Here is a 23,101-nt window from a genome sequence, read left to right as displayed (position 1 = left end):
TAGAAATTACGCTCCAATTCAGTACGGTTTTCCCACTCAAGTTGCAAAAATACTATTAACTTCGCTTTATAGAATTCTTGGGAAAAATGAACTGTATTATAAATTACTTCTTTATTAAGAATTAAGTATTGTCATACTCAATAAATACTTAGTCAGGACTTTAGGGATGTCTAAGAAATAAATTATTCCATCTTGTGGGGCGGACAAGATGCCCGCCACATCAACTGGGCGGACAAGATGTCTACCCCACAATAAATACTGGGATATTTTTTTATTTGTCAGTCCCTTAGCCCTTAATTTGAAGGCTGAGAACCTCATTAGGAAATTTTCAAATTTTACTCGCACTAGCTAATTGACGGCAAGAATCAGCACAACGGTGACAAGATGCAGCACAGCGTCGGCAATGGTCATGGTGATGTTTATCACATTCTCTACCACAGCGATCGCAAGCTTCCGCACATAAATTACACAGATGAGGATACAAAGGCGAATTGCGTGCCATCAAGCGAGTGCAGACTGTACAAATATCAGCGCAGTCTTGGCACAGCCTGATACATTCAGCCATCATCTGTACCATCTCGCTATGTAAACAAGCATCAGCACAGTTTTCGCAATCGCGTACACAATCAAGACAATTTTGAATGCAAATATCAATCAGAGATTGGTAATTTGTAGTAGTTGTCATGCTTTTACGCTTAATTCTTTCTTCTGCTTTTGCTATAACTTAAAAAATTACCCAACTCAATACTTCTACTAATGGTATGAAGTTAATTCTTTCTTTTGGTGTATAAATAACTATATTTACCAATTTCAATGCTGAGTTTTGTAATATGTTACAAGACCCTAATTTACGTAATCCCATCGCTATTAGTTTAGGCGCGATCGCAGGTGCTTTAAGCCGATATTATCTAACATTATGGTTTGCTAATCGCTTTGGCATCAGTTTTCCCTATGGCACTTTTTTTATTAATTTGAGTGGTTGTTTAGCTATGGGCTTTTTCGCCACCTTAACTCTAGAGAAAGTGGAAATTATTTCTCCAGAAATCAAGTTAATGGTAGCCACCGGATTTTTAGGGGCATATACAACTTTTTCTACTTATGGCTTAGATACTATCGGCTTAATCCGTAGTGGTAATTTATTAATTGCAACTGGCTATTGGGCAGGTAGTGCCATATTAGGAATTATCTGTATTCAGTTAGGTGTAATTTTTGCCAGATTATTGCCATAGTATATTCATCATTAATGATTTATGAAATTATTAACTTATACCAAATCAAATAATGCAGGACTTACGCAACTGGTACACCTATCTTCTGATTTAAGAGTCAAGTGTCAAGTGTCAAAAGTCAGAAGTAATTTATCCCAATCTCCAATCCTGAGGAGTTCTTTAATTTTGAATTTTGAATTTTGAATTTTGAATTCGGAGCGCAGCGACGTGACTACAACCCCCACCTTACCTAACTACATCAACGGACAATGGTGTGCATCTAAGACTACAGATTATTTAGATGTCATCAACCCAGCAACTGCAGAAATAATAGCTTTAGTGCCTGTATCACCTGCATCTGAAGTCAATCAAGCAGTTGCCGCCGCCGCCGCAGCTTTTATTACATGGCGACGCACACCCGCACCGGAAAGAGTGCAGTATTTATTTAAACTCAAAAATCTGCTGGAAGAAAATTTTGAGGATTTGGCGCGCACAATTACCGTAGAATGCGGTAAGACTTTGGCAGAATCCCAAGGGGAAATGCGACGGGCAATAGAAAATGTCGAAGTCGCCTGTGGGATTCCGATGATGATGCAGGGAACGAATTTAGAAGATATTGCCAGAGGAATTGATGAGATGATGATTCGTCAACCCTTGGGAGTGGCGGCGGTGATTTGTCCGTTCAATTTTCCGGGGATGATTCCCTTTTGGTTTTTACCTTATGCGATCGCAACTGGCAATACTTACATTGTTAAGCCTTCGGAAAAAGTACCGCTAACAATGCAAAAAATCTTTGGATTGGTAGAAAAAACGGGTTTACCCAAAGGTGTACTCAATCTCGTCAACGGTGCCAAGGATACTGTCGATGCTATTTTAGATCATCCCCAAATTCGGGCAATTAGTTTTGTTGGTTCCACACCAGTTGCTAAATATATATATAGTCGCGCCGCCGCCAATGGGAAACGGGTGCAATGTCAAGGTGGGGCGAAAAATCCCTTGATTGTTTTACCAGACGCAGACATCGAAATGACTACACGCATTGCTGCGGATAGTGCTTTTGGCTGTGCGGGACAACGTTGTTTAGCTGCTTCCATTGCTGTCACAGTTGCAGATGCGCGTGACTCATTTACAGAAGCTATAGCCGAAACTGCCAAAAAGCGTGTAGTCGGTAACGGTTTAGACCAAGGTGTAGAGATGGGGCCTGTAATTGATCTTCGCAGTAAAACCCGCGTAGAACAATTAATTCAACAGGGAGTAGAAGAAGGTGCAAATCTCTTAGTTGATGGACGCAAGCCACAGATTTCTGGTTACGAACAAGGTAACTTTATTCGCCCGACAATTCTGCAAAACGTCAACCCTGCAGGAGAAATCGCCCGTACCGAGATTTTTGGCCCAGTATTGAGCTTAATTCATGTCAATACTATTGATGATGCGATCGCCTTTGTCAATAGCGGTCAATATGGGAATATGGCTTGTTTATTTACCAGCAGTGGTGCAGCCGCCCGTAAGTTTCGCTACGAAGCCGAGGTTGGTAATATTGGCATTAATATTGGTGTGGCTGCACCAATGGCCTTTTTCCCCTTTAGCGGTTGGAAAGAAAGCTTTTTTGGCGATTTACATGGTCAAAGCAATCACGCCGTCGAATTTTTCACCCAAACAAAAGTCGTAGTCGAACGTTGGCCCAAGGATTGGTCACGTCAATTTTAACGAAAACAGCTTCGATAAGGCTGATATTGGTGTTATTCTCCTTTTATCAACATTTATTCCCAGGTATTATGTGAATGATATCTATCATCACAGTAGTTGAAATTCTCCTATTTTGTTTAGGAGGAATTCTCCTAATCTATAGCCCCAAACTGAGATTTTCAGAAATTGTTGCCTCTGGAATAGTGATAGGATTTATCATTATTTCTTGCATTTTTCAAGCTGCATTTTTAATTGGTAGACCTAATTTTTCATTTGCTATTGAAGGGCTAATAATAACATGGATTATTTTTACTGCTGTCAAAAAGCGGCAAGCTTTATTTACTCTAGTTAAAAATATCAAACCATTCTTGATTCAAGAAAAAATCATTTTAGGATTGCTATTTGTTGCATGGCTTTACTTAGCTTTACAAGCTACCTTACTACCTCCCGCAAACTTCGATAGCATGACTTATAACTTGGCTAGAGTTCTTGTATTTCAACAAGAAAAAACTTTATTGCTAGGGAATGTTGAGATAGTTAGACAAGCAATGTTTCCAGTAGGTGCAGATATCCTACACCATGCTTTTTTAAGATTTTATACTGATTATGGTATTGCTATATTTAGTTTTCTTGCTTATATTGCAGTTGCATTAGGTACTTATGCTTTATCACGCAGATATACATCTACTAACATTGCCTTAACTACAACCCTAGTAATTGTTAGCTTACCAGAGTTTGTTTTACAAGCAACATCAACAAAAAATGACATATTTACAGTAGCAGTAGCGATTTTTGGTTTTTTAACTATCCACCGTATCTTAGATAATCTCAAGTTACGAGATTTGTATTTTCTCACTCTTAGTTTACTGTTTGGGATTTCTATAAAGACGACATTTGCGGCGTTCTTAATTCCCTTTACTCTTTTATTTGGTATTCTTTTCATCAAAAAATATGAATTACTAACATTCATACAATTAATCTTTAAAAACTTTATTTATCTTCCTATATTATTAGTACCAGCAATTATTTTGTCACAAATCTGGCTGTTTATCCATAATTATTTTATCTGGGGTAATTGGGCTGGCCCAGTCGATTTTGTGATGTTTTATCAACAATCAGATGGAATTAAAGGTTGTTTAGCAAACTTAGTACGATATTTTTTTCAAAGTCTAGACTTATCACAACTAACTGATTTTTGGTCTCAACGTCTCTTAAATCTGAGGATAAGTCATGAATTATATAAAATATATGAAATATTATTCAATCCTTTTTTTGGCAATGCTGGCATAATTCAACCAATTTCATTTAATGGGATTGTTCAATCAATCTCGTTTAATATAGAATGGCATTTAGACGAAGATTTATCTTGGTTTGGCCCTTGGGGATTCTTGATAGTAACCCCTGCTGTAATTTGGACGGCTATCAAAGGTAATCAGGGTTTAAAAGCAGCGAGTTTGACTTTGCTGGGATGCTTCTTGATCATCTGTTATCAGATTGTCTGGATGCCGTGGAATAATCGTTTTTTCTCGCTTTTCTTTGCTTCCTCCAGCCTCTGTGTTACTTATTTTTTGAATACATTTTTTCACAAAAAAATATGTATTATTTTCCTGAGATATACTTCAATATTAATATTATTAGTTACCTGTATTTTTAATAATACGAAACCTTTACTCCCTCTGGAATTCAAGTCTTTTGATGACATAAATCATTATGTGAAAAATGAAAGTATTTGGGCTAAAACAAATTTTGGTAATAATCGACTTTACTATGCAGAACAGTACTTTGGCGACTCAAGATTAACGCAATTTTCCCATCTTGTGCATCCTGGATCTAAAATTGCTATGGTTACAGACCCTAACACTTGGGTATACCACTATTTTTTATTCAATCCTCAAGTAAAGTTTACGTCGGTTAAACCATCTGCTTTAAAAGCAACCGCAGATAATTTTGACTACATTCTCTGCTTAAATCTTAAATGTGATTTAAGTAGTATTGATGCTGCAAATACATTATGGAAGTCAACACCTCCTGCAAAGGAAGGTGAATTAATAGATATATCTCATATTACGGCTAAATAAATTTGACCAAGCCCTTTTTCACTGTCTTTCACTGACTAAAATAGCTTCACGTTCCCCTCGAGTAATTCTCAGTTCCTCATCAACATAGAGAATTTCTAAACGCCCTTTCGGAGAACGACGCATAGTAAAAGAAATTTCTCCGGTATCAGCATCCATTCCTTGGGGAGGAACTAAACCAAACATGAGGTTCAAAAAACCAGACATCAAAATGTCTTTAAAACTTCTTCTCGCAGAAGGTTGTTGATTACCAAATACAGCTTTCCATTCTTCTAGGTTCTGGTTATCTTGTGGCTGTAATATTCCTCCAGTAAATTCTACTTGCAGTGTTGTATCGCTAACAACTTGGCAAACGCCTTGATTGCGAACAATCCCACTTAATTTAGGAACAGATTCATCAATAGTTGTAAACTCCACAACAATATCGTGGCTGTGCTGTTCTCCATTACCCAACAAAAATACAGGCTGTGAAACTCTCTGGAGAGTAACTTTTAATCCAGTGGGTTGAAACATATTAAAAGCAAGACGACCAAGGGTGTAACAAAAGCTTCCATCTGCAAGCTGTTCTCCCCCTGGAAAATTGGGCGCACTAATCAACAACCAATTACTATCCAGTAGGGTATCACTACGAGCTGGTGCTGTTATTGGATTCAACGATTGAAGATTTTCAATCGCTGCTATTACTTCTTTATCCTTCGTATTTCCCCCTGAAGCCGCAAGCGCCTGACGCAAAGCTGTTTTAGCTGCTTGTGAGGTTTTTGTATTCACTGCCATAGCTTTGAAATTCCTGATGAGTAAAAATTTCAGGTTTTTAGGCTGTTTTAATGGACAGTATAAACAATTTCGGGGACTGGGGAATGGGGAATGGGGACTGGGGATTGGGGATTAGGGACTGGGGATTGGGGATTGGGGATTGGGGACTGGGGACTGGGGATTGGGGACTGGGGACTGGGAGGACAAGAGAGATAAATGACTTTTACTTCTTTTTTCCAAATCCTTGGCCACGCTGACCTTTTGACCAGATAATTAATTCACCATTGTTACCGCCAGCTGCTAATAAATGTCCTTGTGGATGCCAAGATAGACAAGAGAATCCGTTAGCTGCACCATCAAGAACTTGAGTTAGCCGCTTTCCTCTATGGGAAAGACATACACAACCATCTTCTGATGCAGAAGCTAAAAGGTGGGTTTTGGGTTGAAATTAGAGCGATCGCACTCCCGTTTACAATTCAACTTGTAGGATTTTGGCGTTTCACAAGTTTAGGCTTGGGAATCGGTTGTGGGATTGGTTTAGTATTTTCCACAAGTTTTAATTCTGCAACTGCTTGAGCAATTGCTTGTACTTGCGTTGCTGTTAAACAGTTCGGACAACTAACGATCATCTGTAACAGTGCGGGAATACCTTGGAATACAGGAACTGAACAATTATTTATTCCGATCCATTTAGCAATTGGGAAAACTACGGGAGCAAAAACAAATGCATCAGGAAGGTTAGGAATTAAAGCAGTAATCCATTGCTGAAACATTTTTTGATGGTACATACTTTGAGAAGTCGGGCTATTAGATACCTCTACCCAGTTATTACCTTCCCGTCGTTTCCATTTATCTTTGTAAGCTGTAAATGAACCTTTCCAAGTTTTTACTTCTACTAAAAAGATACCCTGATCACCAATAATTAAATGGTCTATCTCTGTTAAAGAGCCTGAATTAGTAGGAATTAAAGCATTATTAAATATTACCCATGTATCTGGAAAAGATTGCAAAATTAGTGCAACACTCCATTCCCCCTTCCCCTTTCCCCTTATTTCTCCAGACGCTTATACAGGCTTACCCTCAGAGTGATGGCTGCGATTCTCCCAAGGGGAGACGCTTGGCGATCGCATTTTTGATTAGATTAGCAATAGGCTATATTTAGGGACGATTATGACTTCTGCTGTTAAAAATTTAGTGCTAGTTGCTGGTGCTACAGGTGGAGTAGGGCAACTAGTAGTAGGTGAACTATTAGAGAAAGGCTTATCAGTTCGTGTGCTGACACGCAATGCAGCAAAAGCCCAAAAGATGTTTAATAATCAAGTGGAAATTGCTGTGGGCGATATCCGCGATGCAGCGACGCTACCAGATGCGGTGCAGAATGTTACCCATATCATTTGTAGTAGCGGTACTACTGCCTTTCCTTCTGGGAGATGGGATTTTGACCCTGAACCTAATTTGCTGGAATGGGCGCAGCTGCTTACTGACCGCAAACATCTAGAAGCTAGGGCAAACAATAGTCCGCTAAAAGTTGATGCAATTGGTGTAAGCAACTTAGTAGCAGCCACACCACGTAATCTCCAGCGATTTGTTTTTACCTCTTCTTGCGGTATTTTGCGTAAAAATCAGTTTCCTTTTAATGTCCTCAATGCTTTTGGCATACTAGATGCCAAACAAAAAGGTGAAGAAGCCATCATTAATTCTGGGTTACCTTACACCATCATTCGTCCCGGACGCTTAATTGATGGCCCCTACACCTCATACGACCTCAACACTCTTTTGCAAGCAAAAACACAAGGTAAATTGGGTGTAATTTTAGGCCAAGGTGATAAGCTGGCGGGTGATGCTAGCCGAATTGATGTGGCTAAAGCTTGTGTCGAAAGCATTTTTTACCCAACGACTGAAGGAAAGGTGTTTGAGTTGGCAAATCAGGGACAAAGGCCTCCTGTGATTGACTGGGAAAAGCTTTTCTCTCAGCTAACCGCTGATGCATCAAGTCAGTTTTAATCTTGCAATGTCTGCGACAGGCTTGCCTATGCATCTGCCATAAGGGAAAGGCTCGGCATTGTGCCAAGCCTCTTTATATCCTGGTGCTTAAACAGACATCCCATACTACTGTATGCTGAAATTTAATCGGATTCATCTTCCCGGAGGCTGTATTTCAATATCCTCAAGGCTGAGATGGCTGGGGCAATAGGATTTAATTAGTAGAATCTTGAAAATATCCACAATGTTTACAATAGGGTAAATGCTTGTAAGTTAAATTGTGGCAGTTTTGACATTCAACATATTGATAATAACCACAATGCGGACAGTGGCTATCTTGATGGCGAATTTTTTTAGCACACTTAACGCAGCGTGATTTTTGGACTCTATTAGCTGCTTGTAATTTTGCATTAAAAACAACTTGTTGAAAGAACTTGATAATTCCAAAACCAATCAGGGGAATTAGCAAGATATAAACGTAACTAATGAGGAACAGTAAACCGCCAAAGATAGCGCTAATAATATCAAAAAGGAATTGGAATAGTACACCGACTTGCAGAAATTCAAAGATTTTCAGGATTAGTGGTATAAAAAAGATGACTAGTAAATGCCAGCTAATCAGCGCAACTAATCCATATCTGCGATTTTGAGCAAAGTTGTGTACAGAGAAAGCAATCAGAATCAGCGGTATGAGAAATAAGGATTGGAAGCCAAGTTGAATACTAGGATACCAAAATGATGCTTGCTTGTAGCCTTTCTCTACTTCACTAAATTTATTCTCTTCTTTCAGAAAAGTTAGAAAATTTGTACTTTCTTGTTTGGATAGCAGCCCATCTTTTAAAGTAGAAATTTCATTTTTGAGAGTAGAAATTTGACCGTTATTCTGCTCTAAAGTTTGTTTAGCTTTTTCCGCAGCAACTTGATTAATTGATTGTTCACGTGGCTGTCCGGCAATTTTTTCTAAAAGTGTTGAATCATATTGAGCGCGAATTGTCCGATTGCTTTGTTCGAGCCTACTGATATTAGCTTGTTTCTGGTCTATGCTTTTAATATTTTGCTGATTTTCAGCATTTTGCACTTTATCTTTGGTGTCAGCATACTGTAAGCAAGTTGTAGAAACTTTACCCAAATGTCCAGTTTCCGCTTGTTGATAGCTTTGCTGAAAACTAGGCTGATTGTTGTTATATGGTAATGCTAGTTTGAGAATTTCATAATCTTTATCTTTACTAGTTTGTGTCCGGTAATTTTGCCATTCTGAATAACAGGGATAAGTCTGAGAAGGGCTAAGATGCCACCTGCTAATATCATCCAGTCCTGTAAATACATTGATTAATATAAAAATATCAATCACAATAATTACTATCAAACTGACTTTATTAAGAGGTTCGTTGTTGATTGTTCTGGATTTACTAAAAAAATGATTCAGTAGACGGCGGATTCTTGCTAGCATATTATTTTTTAATAATTAGAAGCTTAGATTCAGTTGATTTTAAGTTATGCGGCTTACTTTAGGATATTTAGATCCCCGACTTTTTGAAAAAGTCGGGGATCTAGGCAGAGTTTTATCGTTCTTGTGGTAAAGTTTGCCAGCCATACCAATGCTGTACTGCTAGCCAAACTGCAGAAAGTAAAGCAGCTAGGCTGAGGATAAGTCCGCTAAATGGTACTAACAATCCAAATACGGGTATAACTGCACCCGCTAGAGTGCAAATAATAGCGGCTAAAGCAGCACGACGATTTGACCCTAATCCCCACATTAAACTTAAGAAGATAAGGGAAATCATTGTCCAAACTAATGGGGGATTAATTAACCTGCCTAAATAGGTTAAAGTCAATAGACAAGCGAAGAAAATTCCGCCTGCGATCGCCACATTTTTGAGATGCATGGGTAGCGATAAATATAGTAATAATATCCACCACAAAAATATGGCTGGTGCTAACAATAATAACCGGGGAATAATGCCAGTATTGCGAACTGGTGCAGTGTTAGTAAACACGCCAAAAGGATTTTTAACGGAAACATTCTCATCAAATGCCCAAGTAAATTGGGTGCTATCTCCCTCAACTTTGGTATTGCTTGGTATCACACCACTAGCAAACTCAACTGGGCTAAAATTGGCAATTGTGGTGAGGCGAAATTTAGAAAGCAACTGTCCGGTGGCGTTATAAACCCAACGCGGCCCTCCTTGGGCTTTATAGCTAACTTTAAAGGTAGTTTCTGCGCCTGGTTCTAAACGAAAAGGAAAAGCATAATCACCAGGATTAGTTGGTGTTAACCGATTACTATCTCGTTCTACTTTGTAAGCATCTAGTAGCGAATAACCATCAGGGGGTGGTGCTTCAAAAAAGAAACTATTAATCTTGGAAAGCTTATTAATAACTTTGTATTCAGCAGTGTAATCTACCAAATAAATAACGCTGCGTCCGTTAACATCTACGCTTTGCTTTAGCGTTACCTGAATTTGCGATCCAGCTAGTGCTAAATAACGATTTATTTTTTGCGTATCATTTACTTTAACTACTTTGTCTTTAACTTGAGTTGTGTAGGTGTATGGTTCTTCAGCAACGTAACGTACTTGAGGCGCAGTTTGCTCTAGCTTATCACCAGCCACGCTTTCAGCTACTTGAGCTACCCTCGCTTGTTCCCAATGATGGTAGCGATTACTTAAGGTTGTACATAGAAAAAAGCCGACAACTACTAACACTAAGATTAAAGCTAAATGCTGTAGACCCTTTAATAGTTGAGAGTAGCGAATTGACCATTCGCCAAAGAAAACCGATTGTTCTAGAGAACTTCGCCGCAAAGAAACACTAACTAGTGCGATCGCAATTCCTAAAGCTATAACTAAAAATACAAATAACAGTGAACCTTTAAGTGCTTGGGTGCCAAATTGCACCAACTCATGAGGATGTGTTAAATCAGGTAATCCGGGAATACCTTGAGCAGCAGGATTCATGGAGGGATATTTGGATATTGTGAATCAGCAGACCGATGTATCCTAACAAAAGTTTCTGCTACTTCATCAAAATATTTACAGAAAAAACCGAATTTATCACTAAAAATTAAGGTAATTCTGCAATTGCAGAATTACCCTAACTGCTGTGAATATAAATAACTAAGTGTAACTTTGCGTAAAATAGCAAGCTGCCATTTTGGGTGGATGCTCTATGGTAATGAAAAGTGTTCTCTCTCACATAATCGACCTTTGCAATTTCTACATACTTCTAAAACTCCCAGCACTAAAATGCTGACGACTAGTGCAGTAAACAATGATTTGAATGCAAAATCGAGAATTTTATGAACCCCTAGGAACTGGCTTTAAAAATAGCCATGCTACAAAGAACGTAGCTGCTGTAAATAGTTGCGTTAAATCCAATGCAGATAAATAACCATCTGCAAATGAAGCAATGCTGCGATCTGTAATCCCAAATAACCAAGATGAAAGGCCAAACAGCCAAATTCCATTCTTGAGATATCCCAGAACATCTTTAGAGTCGGATGGTTTCTGGTCGTTCATTGTCTTCTACTCCATTGGTGAAGAATTGAGTAATTGATACAAAATCACGTTCAGAGATTTTTCACTCTTAACGGTGAAATCTATATTCTATATTAATAAATATTTCAGGATATTGACTAAACTCTCAAAAGATACATATACATTCCTTGACATTCTACCTTGTGGTTTGTCACTCAGTAGTATTTTTACTACAGCTAGATATAGGCTGAATGAGATTTTTAGCCTTATGACTCTCACCTAGTAACAGATTATGTCTAATCTACCTTAGCTATGGGCAAGTGTTTACAAGGAGAAATATAGTATAAATTAAATTACTATTCCTATTGATGTATTAACTACATCTGCTTAAACCTACAAATATGAGTAACTCAATAGGCTTCGTTTTACTGACTCACACGAAACCTCAGCAGATTTATCGACTAATAGCGAAGTTAAACAGTATTAGATCATCTAGTCGTACAACATTAAATGCATTCCTTGGCAAATGGAATAGGGAACAAAAATCATGTGTGTAAATAATTCTGTTTAAGCACTTATGTATTTCCCATTACCAATTACCCATTACCCATTACCCAATCCCTAATTCCCTATCGCCTAATACCTGAGCAATCTGCCAAAATTGCTATATTCCTAGCTCAGTTTTTAGTAGTCCTCTTGCAAAAGATACTTTTGTAAACAGTGGGGATAAGGTAAAGGTTAAGGAGAAAGGGAAATTTCATTCCTTTGATTCTTCCTGCTTCCTGTTGATCCAACTTCTACATGAAGTTACACTACCAATTCAATTGAGCAGGAGTACTAACCTTTTTCAGGTGGACTCAGTATGTCCCTCTACCCACAGATAAAACAATTTCTACTCGGTAAATCATTACCAACCAGCGCTCATAGTGAAGAGCGATTGAGTAATGCGGCTGCTTTAGCGGTTCTTTCTTCGGATGCGCTCTCCTCTGTGGCTTATGCAACAGAAGAAATCCTGTTAGTTTTAGTCGCAGCGGGAAGCGGCGCACTTGGTTTATCGCTACCGATTGCGATCGCAATTATTCTCCTGCTGTGCATAGTTGTACTATCTTATCGGCAAACTATTCGCGCTTATCCTCAAGGCGGTGGTTCTTATATTGTTGCTAGAGAAAACTTGGGTCTTTATCCTGGTCTAGTAGCAGGGGGTTCACTGATGATTGACTATATATTGACAGTCACCGTCAGTATATCTGCGGGTACAGCCGCGCTCACATCAGCTGTTCCAGCGCTTAGGCCTTTCACTGTCAGTTTGTGCTTAATTTTCATTTTCTTGTTGATGCTGGCAAATCTCCGAGGAGTGAAAGAATCAGGCAGAATATTTATGATTCCTACCTATGGGTTTATTGTGAGTATTTTTGTGCTGATTGCAATCGGCTTGTTCAAGCAAGTTACTGGACAGGCGATCGCAGAATATCCTCCCATTCCTGTGCAAGAAGGACTGAGCTTGTTTTTTATTTTGCGAGCATTTTCGGCTGGATGTACAGCACTCACAGGGGTAGAAGCAATTTCTGATGGTGTTTTAGCATTTAAGGAACCAGAGTGGAAAAACGCCCGCATTACTTTGCTTTATTTGGGTGGTATTCTCGGCTTAATGTTTATTGGTATCACATATTTATCAAATGTGTACCATGTGGTACCAGAAGAGGGACAAACAGTAGTATCTCTTTTAGGTAGAGAGATTTTGGGGAATAATGCATTTTATTATTTTGTGCAAATTGTTACCTTGCTAGTTTTACTATTAGCTGCAAATACCAGTTATGCAGATTTCCCTAGACTTTGTTACTTTTTGGCACGAGATGGCTTCTTACCCCGACAATTAGCTTTATTGGGCGATCGCTTAGTCTACTCTAACGGGATTATTCTCCTCAGCTTGTGTGCGGCAGTTTTGGTAATTATCTTTAAAGGACAAGTTAACGCCGTTATTCCCCTATATGCGGTGGGTGTATTTACTTCCTTTACCCTGTCGCAAGCTGGGATGGTGCGTCATTGGTTCCAATCGCGGGAACCGAATTGGCGTGCTAGCGCTTTCATGAATGGGTTAGGTGCGATCGCAACATTGGTGGTGCTAATAGTTATTGTTTCTACAAAGTTTCTTTTAGGAGCTTGGTTAGTTGTAGTGGCGATTCCTGTAGTGGTAGCGCTATTTTCTAGCATTCACCGTCACTATCAATACGTAGCCGAACGCCTGAGTATTCAAGGAATCGCTCCTCGCAGTTATATTCCTCGCCCAAAACCAGAAGTAGTTACTCACCCAGCTGTAGTTGTGGTAGGACATCTAAATCGCGGGACAGTAGAAGCCTTAGATTATGCACGCACCATTGCTGATGAAATTGTCGCAGTCCATGTAGATATTAACGGTTCTACAGACCGCGAGAAACTGCAAGAAAAATGGCGACAATTAGAGTCCGATATTCCTTTAGAAATTATCGACTCCCCTTACCGTTCTGTAATTACTCCCATTGTCGATTTTGTGTCTCAGTTTGAAGAACGCCATCCCGATGTTTTCACGACAATTGTTATTCCCGCTTTTGTAACTCGCAACTGGTGGGATAGCATTTTGCATAACCAAACAACCTTGTTCTTAAAAACCGCTTTAAGAGCTAAAAAAAGTCGCGTTATCTCTACTGTTAGGTATTACCTATAAGTACATAGAGTTTTCTTAGTATCTTTGCTTTTCACAATAAATTGTATTGCCACACAAAGATACTAAGGCTCTAAATCGATTAATCCTGATGTCAATCAATTTTGGATTTTGGATTGAATCCAAAATTTAAAATCTAATACCAATTCAAATAATGTTTGCGACAGATAAATTCTTTGTAGGGGCACGGCACCAATAAGATATTTGATATGCCAAAAGATTGTGGATGCCGTGCCCTTATACCGGTTCACTTTAAGATTGATACAAATAGGCAGCAAGGGGGCAGGGAGCAGGGGGCAGGGGGAAAGAATTAGAGATTAATCATTTGTATCAGGCATTTCGTGAAATGGTATTACCTACCCATCTGTTGCGTTCTTTTTTCAAAATGGTATAAAATCTAAAATTCGGTCATTGTTTAATGGGAATTTCAATCACAAACTCTGTACCTTGTCCAGGTTGGGAAGAACATCTAAGCTGACCGTGATGTTTTTCAACTACTATTTGATAACTGATAGATAACCCTAAGCCTGTACCTTTCCCTACTTCTTTTGTAGTAAAGAATGGTTCAAAAATGCGAGTTCTCACTTCTTCGGGTATGCCTAAGCCATTATCAGCTATTTTAATGACAATATGATTATTTAAAGTTTGCGTACTAATCCAAATATTTAAAGGAGTATTTGGGGTTTGTATTGATGAATGTAAATACCTCTTATTGATGTTTTTAAATTTTTCTTCTAAAGCATCAACGCTATTACTCAAGAGATTCATCAGCACTTGATTGATTTGCGCGGGATAGCATTCCACGAAAGGTAAAATGCCATATTCTTTGACAATGGAAATTGGTGGGCGCTCTTTATGATTTTTAAAGCGATGTCCTAAGATAAGCAAAGTACTATCTAAGCCTTCATGAATATCGACTGCCTTCAATTCACCTTCATCTGTACGCGAGAAGTTTCGCAGTGATAGCACAATCTGGTCGATTCTATCGGTGCCTATCTTCATGGAATCGATAGTTTTGGGTAAATCTTTGATGATAAATTCTAATTCTTTGCGATTAATTTGTTTCTGAATCTCTGGAAATAATGAATCATGTTGCCAATAAAGATTGACAACTTTCAATAGTTCGTCAGTATATTCATTTAAATGTACAAGGTTGCCAGAAATAAAAGTTACAGGATTGTTGATTTCATGAGCAACTCCAGCAATTAGTTGCCCTAACCCAGCCATTTTTTCCCCTTGAATTAAACGCGATTGAGTTTGTTTTAATTCTTGTAGAGCTTGAGTTAATTCTAAGGTTTGACGTTTGGTTTGCTCTAGTAATTCTCCTTGCTGAAGTGCAATCCCTAATTGCACGCCTACTTGCGCCAGTAAATTAATTTCTTCATCTTTCCAATAACGGGGTTGGGAATTTTGATAAGCAACTAATAATCCCCATAATTTTTCTCCTTGACGAATCGGCACAAAAGTTTCGTTACGAGGAAGTTCATTATCATCATCAGTACTGGCAAAGTTTTCGATGATCATTGGTTGGGCTTGTGTCATTGGTTTCCAACCATCCTTGAAAGAATCGGCTACAAATTTACCGCTCCAATCTGAGTTAAAGCGGTAGATAGCAATCCGCTCAACTTCTAGTAGCTCGAGAACTGCTTGAGTAGTAGTTTTAAAAATAGTTTGAATATCGAGAGATTGCCGAATTTTATCAATAGTTGCAGCCAGCAGTTTTTGCCGTTCCATAGCTTTTTCTCGTTCTTTTGCTTCTGCTAACTGAACTGCTTGCATTTGAAACTGCTTTAAATAAGAATCTTGTTTTAAAGCCACTCCTAATTGTTCGGCTATTTGACTGACAAATTCAATTTCTGAAGTTTGCCAATTACGAGGTGCGTCACATTGATGAATACAAAGTAATCCCCAGAGTTCACCTTGCTTTAATAGAGGCGCAACCATATTGGCACGCACTTGGAATCTTGCTAAGATTTTGATATAGCAGTCTTTAAATTTTTCTTGATAAATATCTGCAACTGTATTCACTCGACCTTGGGCGTAAAGGGAAGCAAATTGTTCGCTAAAACAATGATCGTAAACTTTTTCTTTAATTGCGGAAATGAAATCGGGAGCTACATCTTCGTAGATAAATTCTCCTGCCCAATCTGATAAAGGATCGAAGCGGAAAACACCAACTCGGCTAGCTTTTAGCAGTTGTCTCACTTCGCTAACAGAAGTTTGAAAGATTTTTTCTAAATCTAAAGATTCACGAATTCTGGCAATTACACCAGTTAATGTTTTTTGCTGTTCTGTTTGGTATCTTGCTTCTAATAAAAGTTCGTTATGTTGTAAAGCGACTCCTAGATTTTCTCCAATTTGGCTGACAAATTCAATTTCTGAAGCTTGCCAATTGCGCGGATTACGACATTGATGCACACACAGTAAGCCCCATAAAGTGCCTCGTTTGAGCAAAGGAACTACCAGTTGAGCGCGCACCTGAAATTTGCTAAGAATTGCTAGATGAGATTCACTTAATCCCTCTGTAAAAATATCCGCGATCGCTTTGACTTTTCCTTGTTGATAATAAGCCGTAAACTGTTCGCCAAAAGAAATTTCTGGGGTTTTGGCAGCAATTATTGATTCCCAATTCGCGGCAACATCCTCAGAAATAAATTCTCCCTGGGAATCTTTTTGCGAATCAAAACAAAAGACTGCTACTCTATCTGCTTGCAGCATTTGCCGCACTTGTGTAACTGTAGTCTGGAAGATGACATCTAAATCCAAAGATTCGCGAATACGGGTAATGACGCTGGTTAATGTTTTTTGTTGCTCTGCTTGGTATTGAGCTTGGGCAAATAACTGATGATGTCGTAAGGCTAACCCAATTTGTGTACTGATTTTGGTTAGTGATTCCACTTCATAAGATTGCCACTTTCTCGGTGAGGAATTTTGATAAGCACCAATGATTCCCCATAGTTTATCTCCTTGGAGAATGGGCGCAGTGGCAAAAGCTTTTGCTTGAAATTGTTCTAATAGCGCAACGTGACAGTCGGATAATCCGGCTTGATAAATATCATTAATGGTAAATGTTTCGTTGTTAATGTAGCGTCCGCCTTGATTTTGCTGTAAATAAGTATCTGCGATCGCAGTTTCTACACCCACTAAAGGTATCCAGCCTTCCGCAAATGATTCCGCCACAAATTTACCACTCCAATCGGCATTGAAGCGAAAGATTGCCACTCTGTCAGCTTGCAGGAGTTGGCGAATTTCTAGTGTTGTCATTGCAAAGATGCTTTCGATATCTAACGGGGAACGAATTTTATCGACAATCTGAGCAATTACCTGATCGCGTTGGGCTGCTTGCGCTAATTTTGTGGCTTGTAATTGTGCTTCATGCAAGTGTTTTGCTTGCTGAATTGCAACAGTTAAATGATTCGCAATTTGGCAGATAAATTCAATGTCCGATTCTTTCCAGTGACGAGGCTCATTGCACTGATGAATACAAAGCAAGCCCCACACTTCTTGCTCCTGTAATAACGGCACAACTAAGTTCGCGCGTACCTGAAATTGACTAAAAATTTCTACATAGCAATGATTGAGTCCAGCATCATAAATATCAGTAACGGCTTGCACCTGTCCTTGTTGATACTGAGTAGCAAATTGTTCTCCAAAACAACTGCTATGCACCTTAGTTCCGATTACCGAGTCCCAGCCAGGTGCGATCGCTTCACAAACAAATTCACCTTCCCACTCTATTTGATGATTAAACTGGAATACTGCTACACGGTCTGCACTCAGTAATTGCAGCACTGCTGTCACAGTAGTTTGAAAAATCGTTTCTAAGTCAAGTGACTCCCGAATTCGCACAATGACATTGGCTAAAGCTTTCTGTTGCTCTAGTTGTTCTTGTAGTTCAGTACTTGACAATAGAATTTCATTTTCCGTGGAAGTTGAATTAAGTGTCATGGCTCTGATTTTGGGAATTTTGATAACAAAAATGTTTACTCCCAAACTTCTCGAGAATGAACAACTGCAAAATTGTTAATAGTTGCCAATTCCTAGCCCCCTATTTCAGGGTCTAAATATTTTTGAGAAGATGGTCATTGTATATAGTTCCCTTTTATTGATGAAATTAACGCCAAACACTCAAACTTTTCAGATTTTTAACTAATACAATTATTGATTTTCTTGTCATCTAACTGAGGTATGAATTTTTATAGTGCTAGCTTAAATCTTATTAAGCAGGCTAATACTAATTCAAATAAAGTTTGCAACAGATAAATTATTCTTAAGGTCACAACTTTGGGTAACTGCAAAAAATAAATTATTCCCTTCAAGTCGTTGACAGTTCACTGTCAAAGGTCAAAATTATTCAACAGACTGGTTGCAGAAGTCGGCAAAAGGAGGAAAGGTTTGTATTTTCCCTTTCCCCTTTAACCTTTTCCCTTTGCCCACCTGTTAAATTACAAACGGGTCAAATTGACTATTAAACCAATATTGACCAACACGCTCTACTACTAATGGTTTAACGGTAAATTTAAGTGGAGTGCCATTATGAACATCAATCCGCACACATGAATAAGGTAAGCGCTTTTGCGAACTGTAACCAGTGCGTCCTACATATAATAACGAATCAGCAACTTTGCGGGTTGAACTACCAGAACTATCGGTAAATGTCTCTTCTAGTTCTGTTCCCTCTGCGCGCTGGCGGCGGGGACGACGACCGCTACCACCAGAGATAATGTAGTTGATATGGGAGTCAGCGTAACCAGTGTCAACGGTGCGGAGATATTCTAGACAGTGAGCGTGACCACTGAGGATTAAATCTACTAGCGGACGCTCTTTAACTAAAGAACCCAGACTTTCCGCTACTTGTTCAAATACCCAACGCAAGCGATGACGTACTGCTAAGGTTTGGGCTTGATGCCACTTAGTAGCTTCTGTTACATATGGGGGATGGTGGAGATAAACGATCCGTCCGCGCACCTCGGGGTTATTCCAAGATTCAATCAGCCGACTACGCAACCAGTCTAGTTGTTCAAAGTCAATCTTGGGTGCGCTGTGAGATGCAAGTTGCTTTTCAATGTCAATTTTGACTTCGTTGATTTGGTCTAATTTGGCACTAAGGTCATCGAGTTGTTCCGCATCCTCCGGGTTATCTGCATTGAGGCGATCGCTCATTTCCAAAATCTGCACTTCTTCTTGATCGATTTGCTGGCGACGCTTCTGTAATTCCCGGCGATAAAGTTCTCCTTCTTGGGTGGTAGGTAAAGGCGATGGTTCGTTAAAGGTATTGGAATCGAGCGCAAAAAAATCTATACCGCCATATCTATAAGTGTAATAGCGGTTGGGTATGCGGGTAAAAACGCCTGGTTGATAACGCAAACATCGCCCATTGTCGGTTTTAGCAGTATAGTGACTGTCTAAGTGCTGCGTTAATTCTTCGGGAGATGAGACTGCTGCGAGATAATCAAGAAAAGCTCGTGAGAATGCATCACCTTGATTAGAACCATGCCAACCAATTTCAAAATCTTTGTAACGTAGCATCCGCCGTAGCCGTAATGTGCTACCTGTCAGCAGACGATACATCAAAGGCACATCATAGTAATCGTGATTGCCTAGTACTGGTAAAAATGGCAGATTAAACACCATGCGATCATAGGCAATTTTCTCGGGATTTTCTCCACCTACCAAAAATTCACGGTAAGGTTCGATAAAATTTGCTGGGTAATATTCATGGGAACCCACCACATAAATGACATCACCAGTGTGTAGCACAAAACGGCAATCATCCTTATGAGCAAGCATGAGTTCGGCTACTTGTCGTTGGGGATGGTATCCGAAATGGGATTTTGTCCCGCTATCACCGATAACCATAAAAGAAAATTCCGGATTCTCATTGTGGTTATCGTCCACAACCATACTGGTTTGGTCGATTCCTCGCTGCACAATTTGGGGATGAAGCCAACGCACCCGTTCCTGCATTTTTTGAATTTTTACGGGAATTGGTGGTTCGGATATCAATCTCATGTTGGAATGTTTAACGCCTAACCTTGATTGTAACGAGCTTCTGTTTTCTTGGCGATTTTACAGTAATAATCTACGATAAAGGCAGTTTTTAAGCTCTGCTTCTAGAATGATATAGCCAAGTGCCTTGGTTACAATATCTTGTCAAAAAAGTCTTCTTGCCTATAGTTTACTTTTTATTGTCAAGCAGCTTCAGCAGATAGGAGATGATTTAAACTTGATTTTGCATTGACAGAATCATTTAACCAATGCTAACACAGCAGTTTTCTGGGGTATGAATTATGCAACTAAGGGCACAACATTGTTGGGCTTTAGGAAGCATCTGTAAACCAAAATTTGTCATCTACTGTAGATTAACTGACACAATAATTCTATTTCATATAATTCCTCAATCTTTAAACTCATGATTAATCGCTGGTGGAAATTTATCAGTTTGATAATATGTATATTATTTCTAGCAATTGCTTGCAATGAAACTAAAGTAGTTAACAACAATGCCATTGCCAACTCCCCAAATCAACCAAATCAAGTAATCTCGCCTAGCGCCTCGCCAACTCCAGAAACAGATTTAAATGAGCAAACTGCCATCACAGCAGCAGATGCAAGGCTAGTTGATATTCAATCAATTAATAAAAATATTGCGCTGGATATTCGTTATGCCACACCCAATAACTTTTTGAAAAAGAAATTATATCCTGAAGCTAGATGTGTATTACGCTATGGAGCAGCGAAACAACTCTCATTAGTACAACAAGATTTAGCTAAAAATAAATTAAGTTTAAAAGTTTATGATTGCTATCGACCACTTTCCGTACAAAAAGAAATGTGGAAAATCCTACCTGATGAAAGATATGTAGGTAATCCTGCTAAAGGTTCTCGACATAATCGCGGTGCAGCAGTAGATTTGACATTAATTGATAGCAATAGCAAAGAATTAGAAATGCCTAGCGCTTTTGATGCTTTTACACCAGCTTCCCATAGAGATTATAGTGGCGGCAGCGTTCAATCTCGCAAAAATCGTCAAATACTAGAAGATGCAATGCGAAAGCGAGGATTTACAGGTTTAGCAACAGAATGGTGGCACTTTGATGCGCCAGATTGGGACAAATATGCTGTGATGGATGCGCCGTTTAATAAGATTCCAAGAAAATAGGGCATAGGGCATAGGGCATGGGGCATTGGGCATTGGGTAATTGGTAATTGGTGTTTGCCATTAATTATTTCTCCCCTGCTCCCTGCTCCCTGCCCCCTTGCCTCTGCTCCCTACTCCCTGCCCCCTTGCCTCTTCTCCTACTGATACCCGGCTGCTTGCAATAAAAACAGCTTCGCATACTGTCCGCCAGTGGCTAATAATTCTTCGTGAGTTCCTTGTTCTACAACTTTTCCACTTTCGATAACCATAATATTATCTGCCATGCGAACTGTGGAAAACCTATGAGAAATTAAAAATACCATTTGATTTTTGGTGACAGTGCGAAAATGATTGAAAATCTCATATTCAGCTTGAGCATCCATCGCTGATGTGGGTTCGTCTAATACCAAAATATCAGCGCGACTTCGCATAAAAGCACGGGAGAGAGCAATTTTTTGCCACTGTCCCCCAGATAATTCTTGCCCTCCCTTAAACCAACGCCCAAGTTGAGTTTGAAAACTGTTAGGTAATTGATTGATAAAAGGTTGTGCCATGCCTTTTTGAGCAGCTTTTTGCCAGCGATTTGTATCTTCTAAATACTCCACATCACCAACACCAATATTTTCTCCCACAGTAAATTGGTAGCGGACAAAGTTCTGGAAAATCACACCAATTCGACGACGCAATACTTCTACATCCCATTCCTGCAAATCTAAACCATCAAGGGTGATTCTGCCAGAATCTGGGGTGTAAAGTCGGGTGAGTAATTTAATTAAAGTAGTTTTACCAGAACCATTTTCACCGACGATTGCTAATTTCTCTCCAGGTTTTAAATGTAGAGAAATATTCTGCAATGCAGGTTTTAAATTCCCTGGATAAGTAAAAGATACATTCTCAAATCTGATTCCATCTTTGGGATTTATACCTTTGCTAGCTGTACCCCAAGGTTGTGGTGTTTGCTCTTCTAAAAAATCATAAAGGTTGGAAAGATAAAGATTATCTTCGTACATTCCACCAATGGAAGTTAAAGCAGCAGAAAAAGTTGATTGTCCTTGGCGAAATACTGTGAGATACATCGTCATATCTCCCAAGGAAATTTTACCTAATACTGTTTCAATAACAATCCAACCATATGCTAAATAGAAGGCTGTAGTACTTACCAAACTCAAAAGATAACCCCACCATCCTCGCCGCAAAGTTAAATCACGGTCTTCACCATAGAGGTTATTAAATAGCTGGCGGTAACGCCCGAGGAGCATTTCTCCTAATTGATAAAGTTTAACTTCGGTAACAAAATCTTCTCTCGCCAAAAGATTTTCTAAATAATGCTGTTGGCGGGTTTCTGGCGCACGCCAACTAAATAGGCGAAAGGCTTCACCAGCAAATTTTGTTTCGCCAATAAATGCAGGCATAGCTGCTAAGATTAGCACTATTACTGCCCATACAGAAAACTTCACTAGCAAGATACCGTAAGTTACCAGCGAAAGGGCATTTTGTACCAACCCAAAGGTGCGGTTAACTAAAGAAAGCGGACGAACTGAAGCTTCTCGCCGCGCATTCAGTAGTTTGTCATAAAATTCCGAGTCTTCAAAATACTTTAAATCGAGAGTGAGCGACTTTTCTAAAATCAGTAAATTTACTCGCTGACCCAGTAGCGCCCGCAACAGCGATTGACAAATAGTCAAACCCCGTTGACTACCTGCTAATAGAATGACTGCGATCGCTTCTAATCCTACATACATTAAAGGACGAGAAATATCACCATCTGCACCAGCTTGGGCAGATAATACCACCGCATCCACAATTAACTTACCAATGTAAGCGATCGCAGCTGGTAAAAGACCAGCGACTAAAGTTAAAGTAGCAAGAATAATGGTCAAAGCACGGCTAGTAGTCCAAACCAAGCCAATAGCTCGTCCGCTATAACGGAAAACTGCCAGTGATTGCCGCAGAGTGTTTCGGTTCTTTTTGGTCTTCATTATTCTTTTTATAGCCTGAAAACACCTGCGATCGCTCACCAATATTGCCTAGATACCAGGAGACTGAGGGTTACAAAATATTGAGCGATTTACCACTCAACA

Annotated in this window: 15 protein-coding genes and 1 pseudogene; 6 read left to right on the top strand and 10 right to left on the bottom strand. The window is 39.3% G+C overall.

The features are described from left to right. Positions 1-328: 328 nt before the first annotated feature. Entirely contained in the window at positions 329-685 is a 357-nt protein-coding gene (locus AACU25_RS23880) for a four-helix bundle copper-binding protein (RefSeq protein WP_096579917.1), read from the bottom strand. 145 nt (positions 686-830) lie between these two features. On the opposite strand from AACU25_RS23880, the gene crcB reads away from it, so the two are divergent. The 3 genes from crcB to AACU25_RS23865 all read left to right on the top strand — a co-directional run bounded on the left by crcB (position 831) and on the right by AACU25_RS23865 (position 4,972). Then, positions 831-1,229: a fluoride efflux transporter CrcB gene (gene crcB, locus AACU25_RS23875; RefSeq protein ID WP_096579915.1), complete on the top strand. Its 399-nt coding sequence runs from the start codon at positions 831-833 to the stop codon at positions 1,227-1,229. A 207-nt stretch (positions 1,230-1,436) separates the two neighbouring features. Then, positions 1,437-2,915, top strand: coding sequence for a CoA-acylating methylmalonate-semialdehyde dehydrogenase (locus AACU25_RS23870; protein ID WP_096579913.1), 1,479 nt, complete (start codon positions 1,437-1,439; stop codon positions 2,913-2,915). A 74-nt stretch (positions 2,916-2,989) separates the two neighbouring features. Next, positions 2,990-4,972, top strand: coding sequence for a glycosyltransferase family 39 protein (locus AACU25_RS23865; RefSeq protein ID WP_096579912.1), 1,983 nt, complete (start codon positions 2,990-2,992; stop codon positions 4,970-4,972). An 18-nt stretch (positions 4,973-4,990) separates the two neighbouring features. Here AACU25_RS23865 and AACU25_RS23860 read toward each other — a convergent pair whose 3' ends face one another. The 3 genes and pseudogenes from AACU25_RS23860 to AACU25_RS23850 form a co-directional block, all read right to left on the bottom strand. After that, entirely contained in the window at positions 4,991-5,743 is a 753-nt protein-coding gene (locus tag AACU25_RS23860) for a PAP/fibrillin family protein (RefSeq protein WP_096579910.1), read from the bottom strand. Positions 5,744-5,945: 202 nt separating this feature from the next. Further along, positions 5,946-6,155: pseudogene (locus AACU25_RS23855) on the bottom strand (WD40 domain-containing protein); the annotation flags it as partial. A 43-nt stretch (positions 6,156-6,198) separates the two neighbouring features. After that, the gene (locus AACU25_RS23850; RefSeq protein ID WP_096579908.1) at positions 6,199-6,774 is read right to left on the bottom strand and encodes an NERD domain-containing protein; all 576 of its coding nucleotides are present in this window, start codon (positions 6,772-6,774) and stop codon (positions 6,199-6,201) included. A 118-nt stretch (positions 6,775-6,892) separates the two neighbouring features. On the opposite strand from AACU25_RS23850, the gene AACU25_RS23845 reads away from it, so the two are divergent. Further along, the gene (locus tag AACU25_RS23845; RefSeq protein ID WP_096579906.1) at positions 6,893-7,726 is read left to right on the top strand and encodes an SDR family oxidoreductase; all 834 of its coding nucleotides are present in this window, start codon (positions 6,893-6,895) and stop codon (positions 7,724-7,726) included. Positions 7,727-7,919: 193 nt separating this feature from the next. Here AACU25_RS23845 and AACU25_RS23840 read toward each other — a convergent pair whose 3' ends face one another. The 3 genes from AACU25_RS23840 to AACU25_RS23830 all read right to left on the bottom strand — a co-directional run bounded on the left by AACU25_RS23840 (position 7,920) and on the right by AACU25_RS23830 (position 11,223). Further along, entirely contained in the window at positions 7,920-9,155 is a 1,236-nt protein-coding gene (locus AACU25_RS23840; protein ID WP_096579904.1) for a hypothetical protein, read from the bottom strand. Between the two features lie 112 nt (positions 9,156-9,267). Beyond that, entirely contained in the window at positions 9,268-10,662 is a 1,395-nt protein-coding gene (locus tag AACU25_RS23835) for a hypothetical protein (RefSeq protein ID WP_096579902.1), read from the bottom strand. Between the two features lie 339 nt (positions 10,663-11,001). Then, positions 11,002-11,223 (bottom strand): hypothetical protein, encoded by a 222-nt coding sequence (locus AACU25_RS23830; protein WP_045871301.1) that lies wholly within the window; start codon positions 11,221-11,223, stop codon positions 11,002-11,004. A gap of 820 nt (positions 11,224-12,043) precedes the next feature. Between AACU25_RS23830 and AACU25_RS23825 the strand changes: the two genes are divergently transcribed. Continuing rightward, positions 12,044-13,882 carry an APC family permease gene (locus tag AACU25_RS23825; RefSeq protein ID WP_096579900.1) on the top strand — a complete coding sequence of 613 codons (1,839 nt, stop codon included), beginning with the start codon at positions 12,044-12,046 and terminating at the stop codon, positions 13,880-13,882. A 405-nt stretch (positions 13,883-14,287) separates the two neighbouring features. On the opposite strand, the gene AACU25_RS23820 is transcribed toward AACU25_RS23825, so the two are convergent. Further along, positions 14,288-17,827 carry a GAF domain-containing protein gene (locus AACU25_RS23820; protein WP_096579898.1) on the bottom strand — a complete coding sequence of 1,180 codons (3,540 nt, stop codon included), beginning with the start codon at positions 17,825-17,827 and terminating at the stop codon, positions 14,288-14,290. A gap of 492 nt (positions 17,828-18,319) precedes the next feature. Beyond that, positions 18,320-19,891, bottom strand: coding sequence for a metallophosphoesterase family protein (locus AACU25_RS23815; RefSeq protein ID WP_096579896.1), 1,572 nt, complete (start codon positions 19,889-19,891; stop codon positions 18,320-18,322). A 400-nt stretch (positions 19,892-20,291) separates the two neighbouring features. Here AACU25_RS23815 and AACU25_RS23810 point away from each other — a divergent pair, with 400 nt between their 5' ends. Further along, entirely contained in the window at positions 20,292-21,041 is a 750-nt protein-coding gene (locus AACU25_RS23810; protein ID WP_096579894.1) for a M15 family metallopeptidase, read from the top strand. Between the two features lie 137 nt (positions 21,042-21,178). Here the strand turns inward: AACU25_RS23810 and AACU25_RS23805 are convergent, their stop codons facing one another. Then, complete coding sequence (locus AACU25_RS23805; protein WP_096579892.1) at positions 21,179-22,999, bottom strand: ABC transporter ATP-binding protein; 1,821 nt, start codon at positions 22,997-22,999, stop codon at positions 21,179-21,181. Positions 23,000-23,101: the final 102 nt, after the last annotated feature.

It is taken from the genome of Tolypothrix tenuis PCC 7101 (assembly GCF_963874875.1).
Lineage (GTDB): Bacteria > Cyanobacteriota > Cyanobacteriia > Cyanobacteriales > Nostocaceae > Aulosira > Aulosira tenue.
The sequence above is the reverse complement of the archived record's forward strand: the minus strand, read 5'-3'. Positions and strand labels throughout refer to the sequence as shown.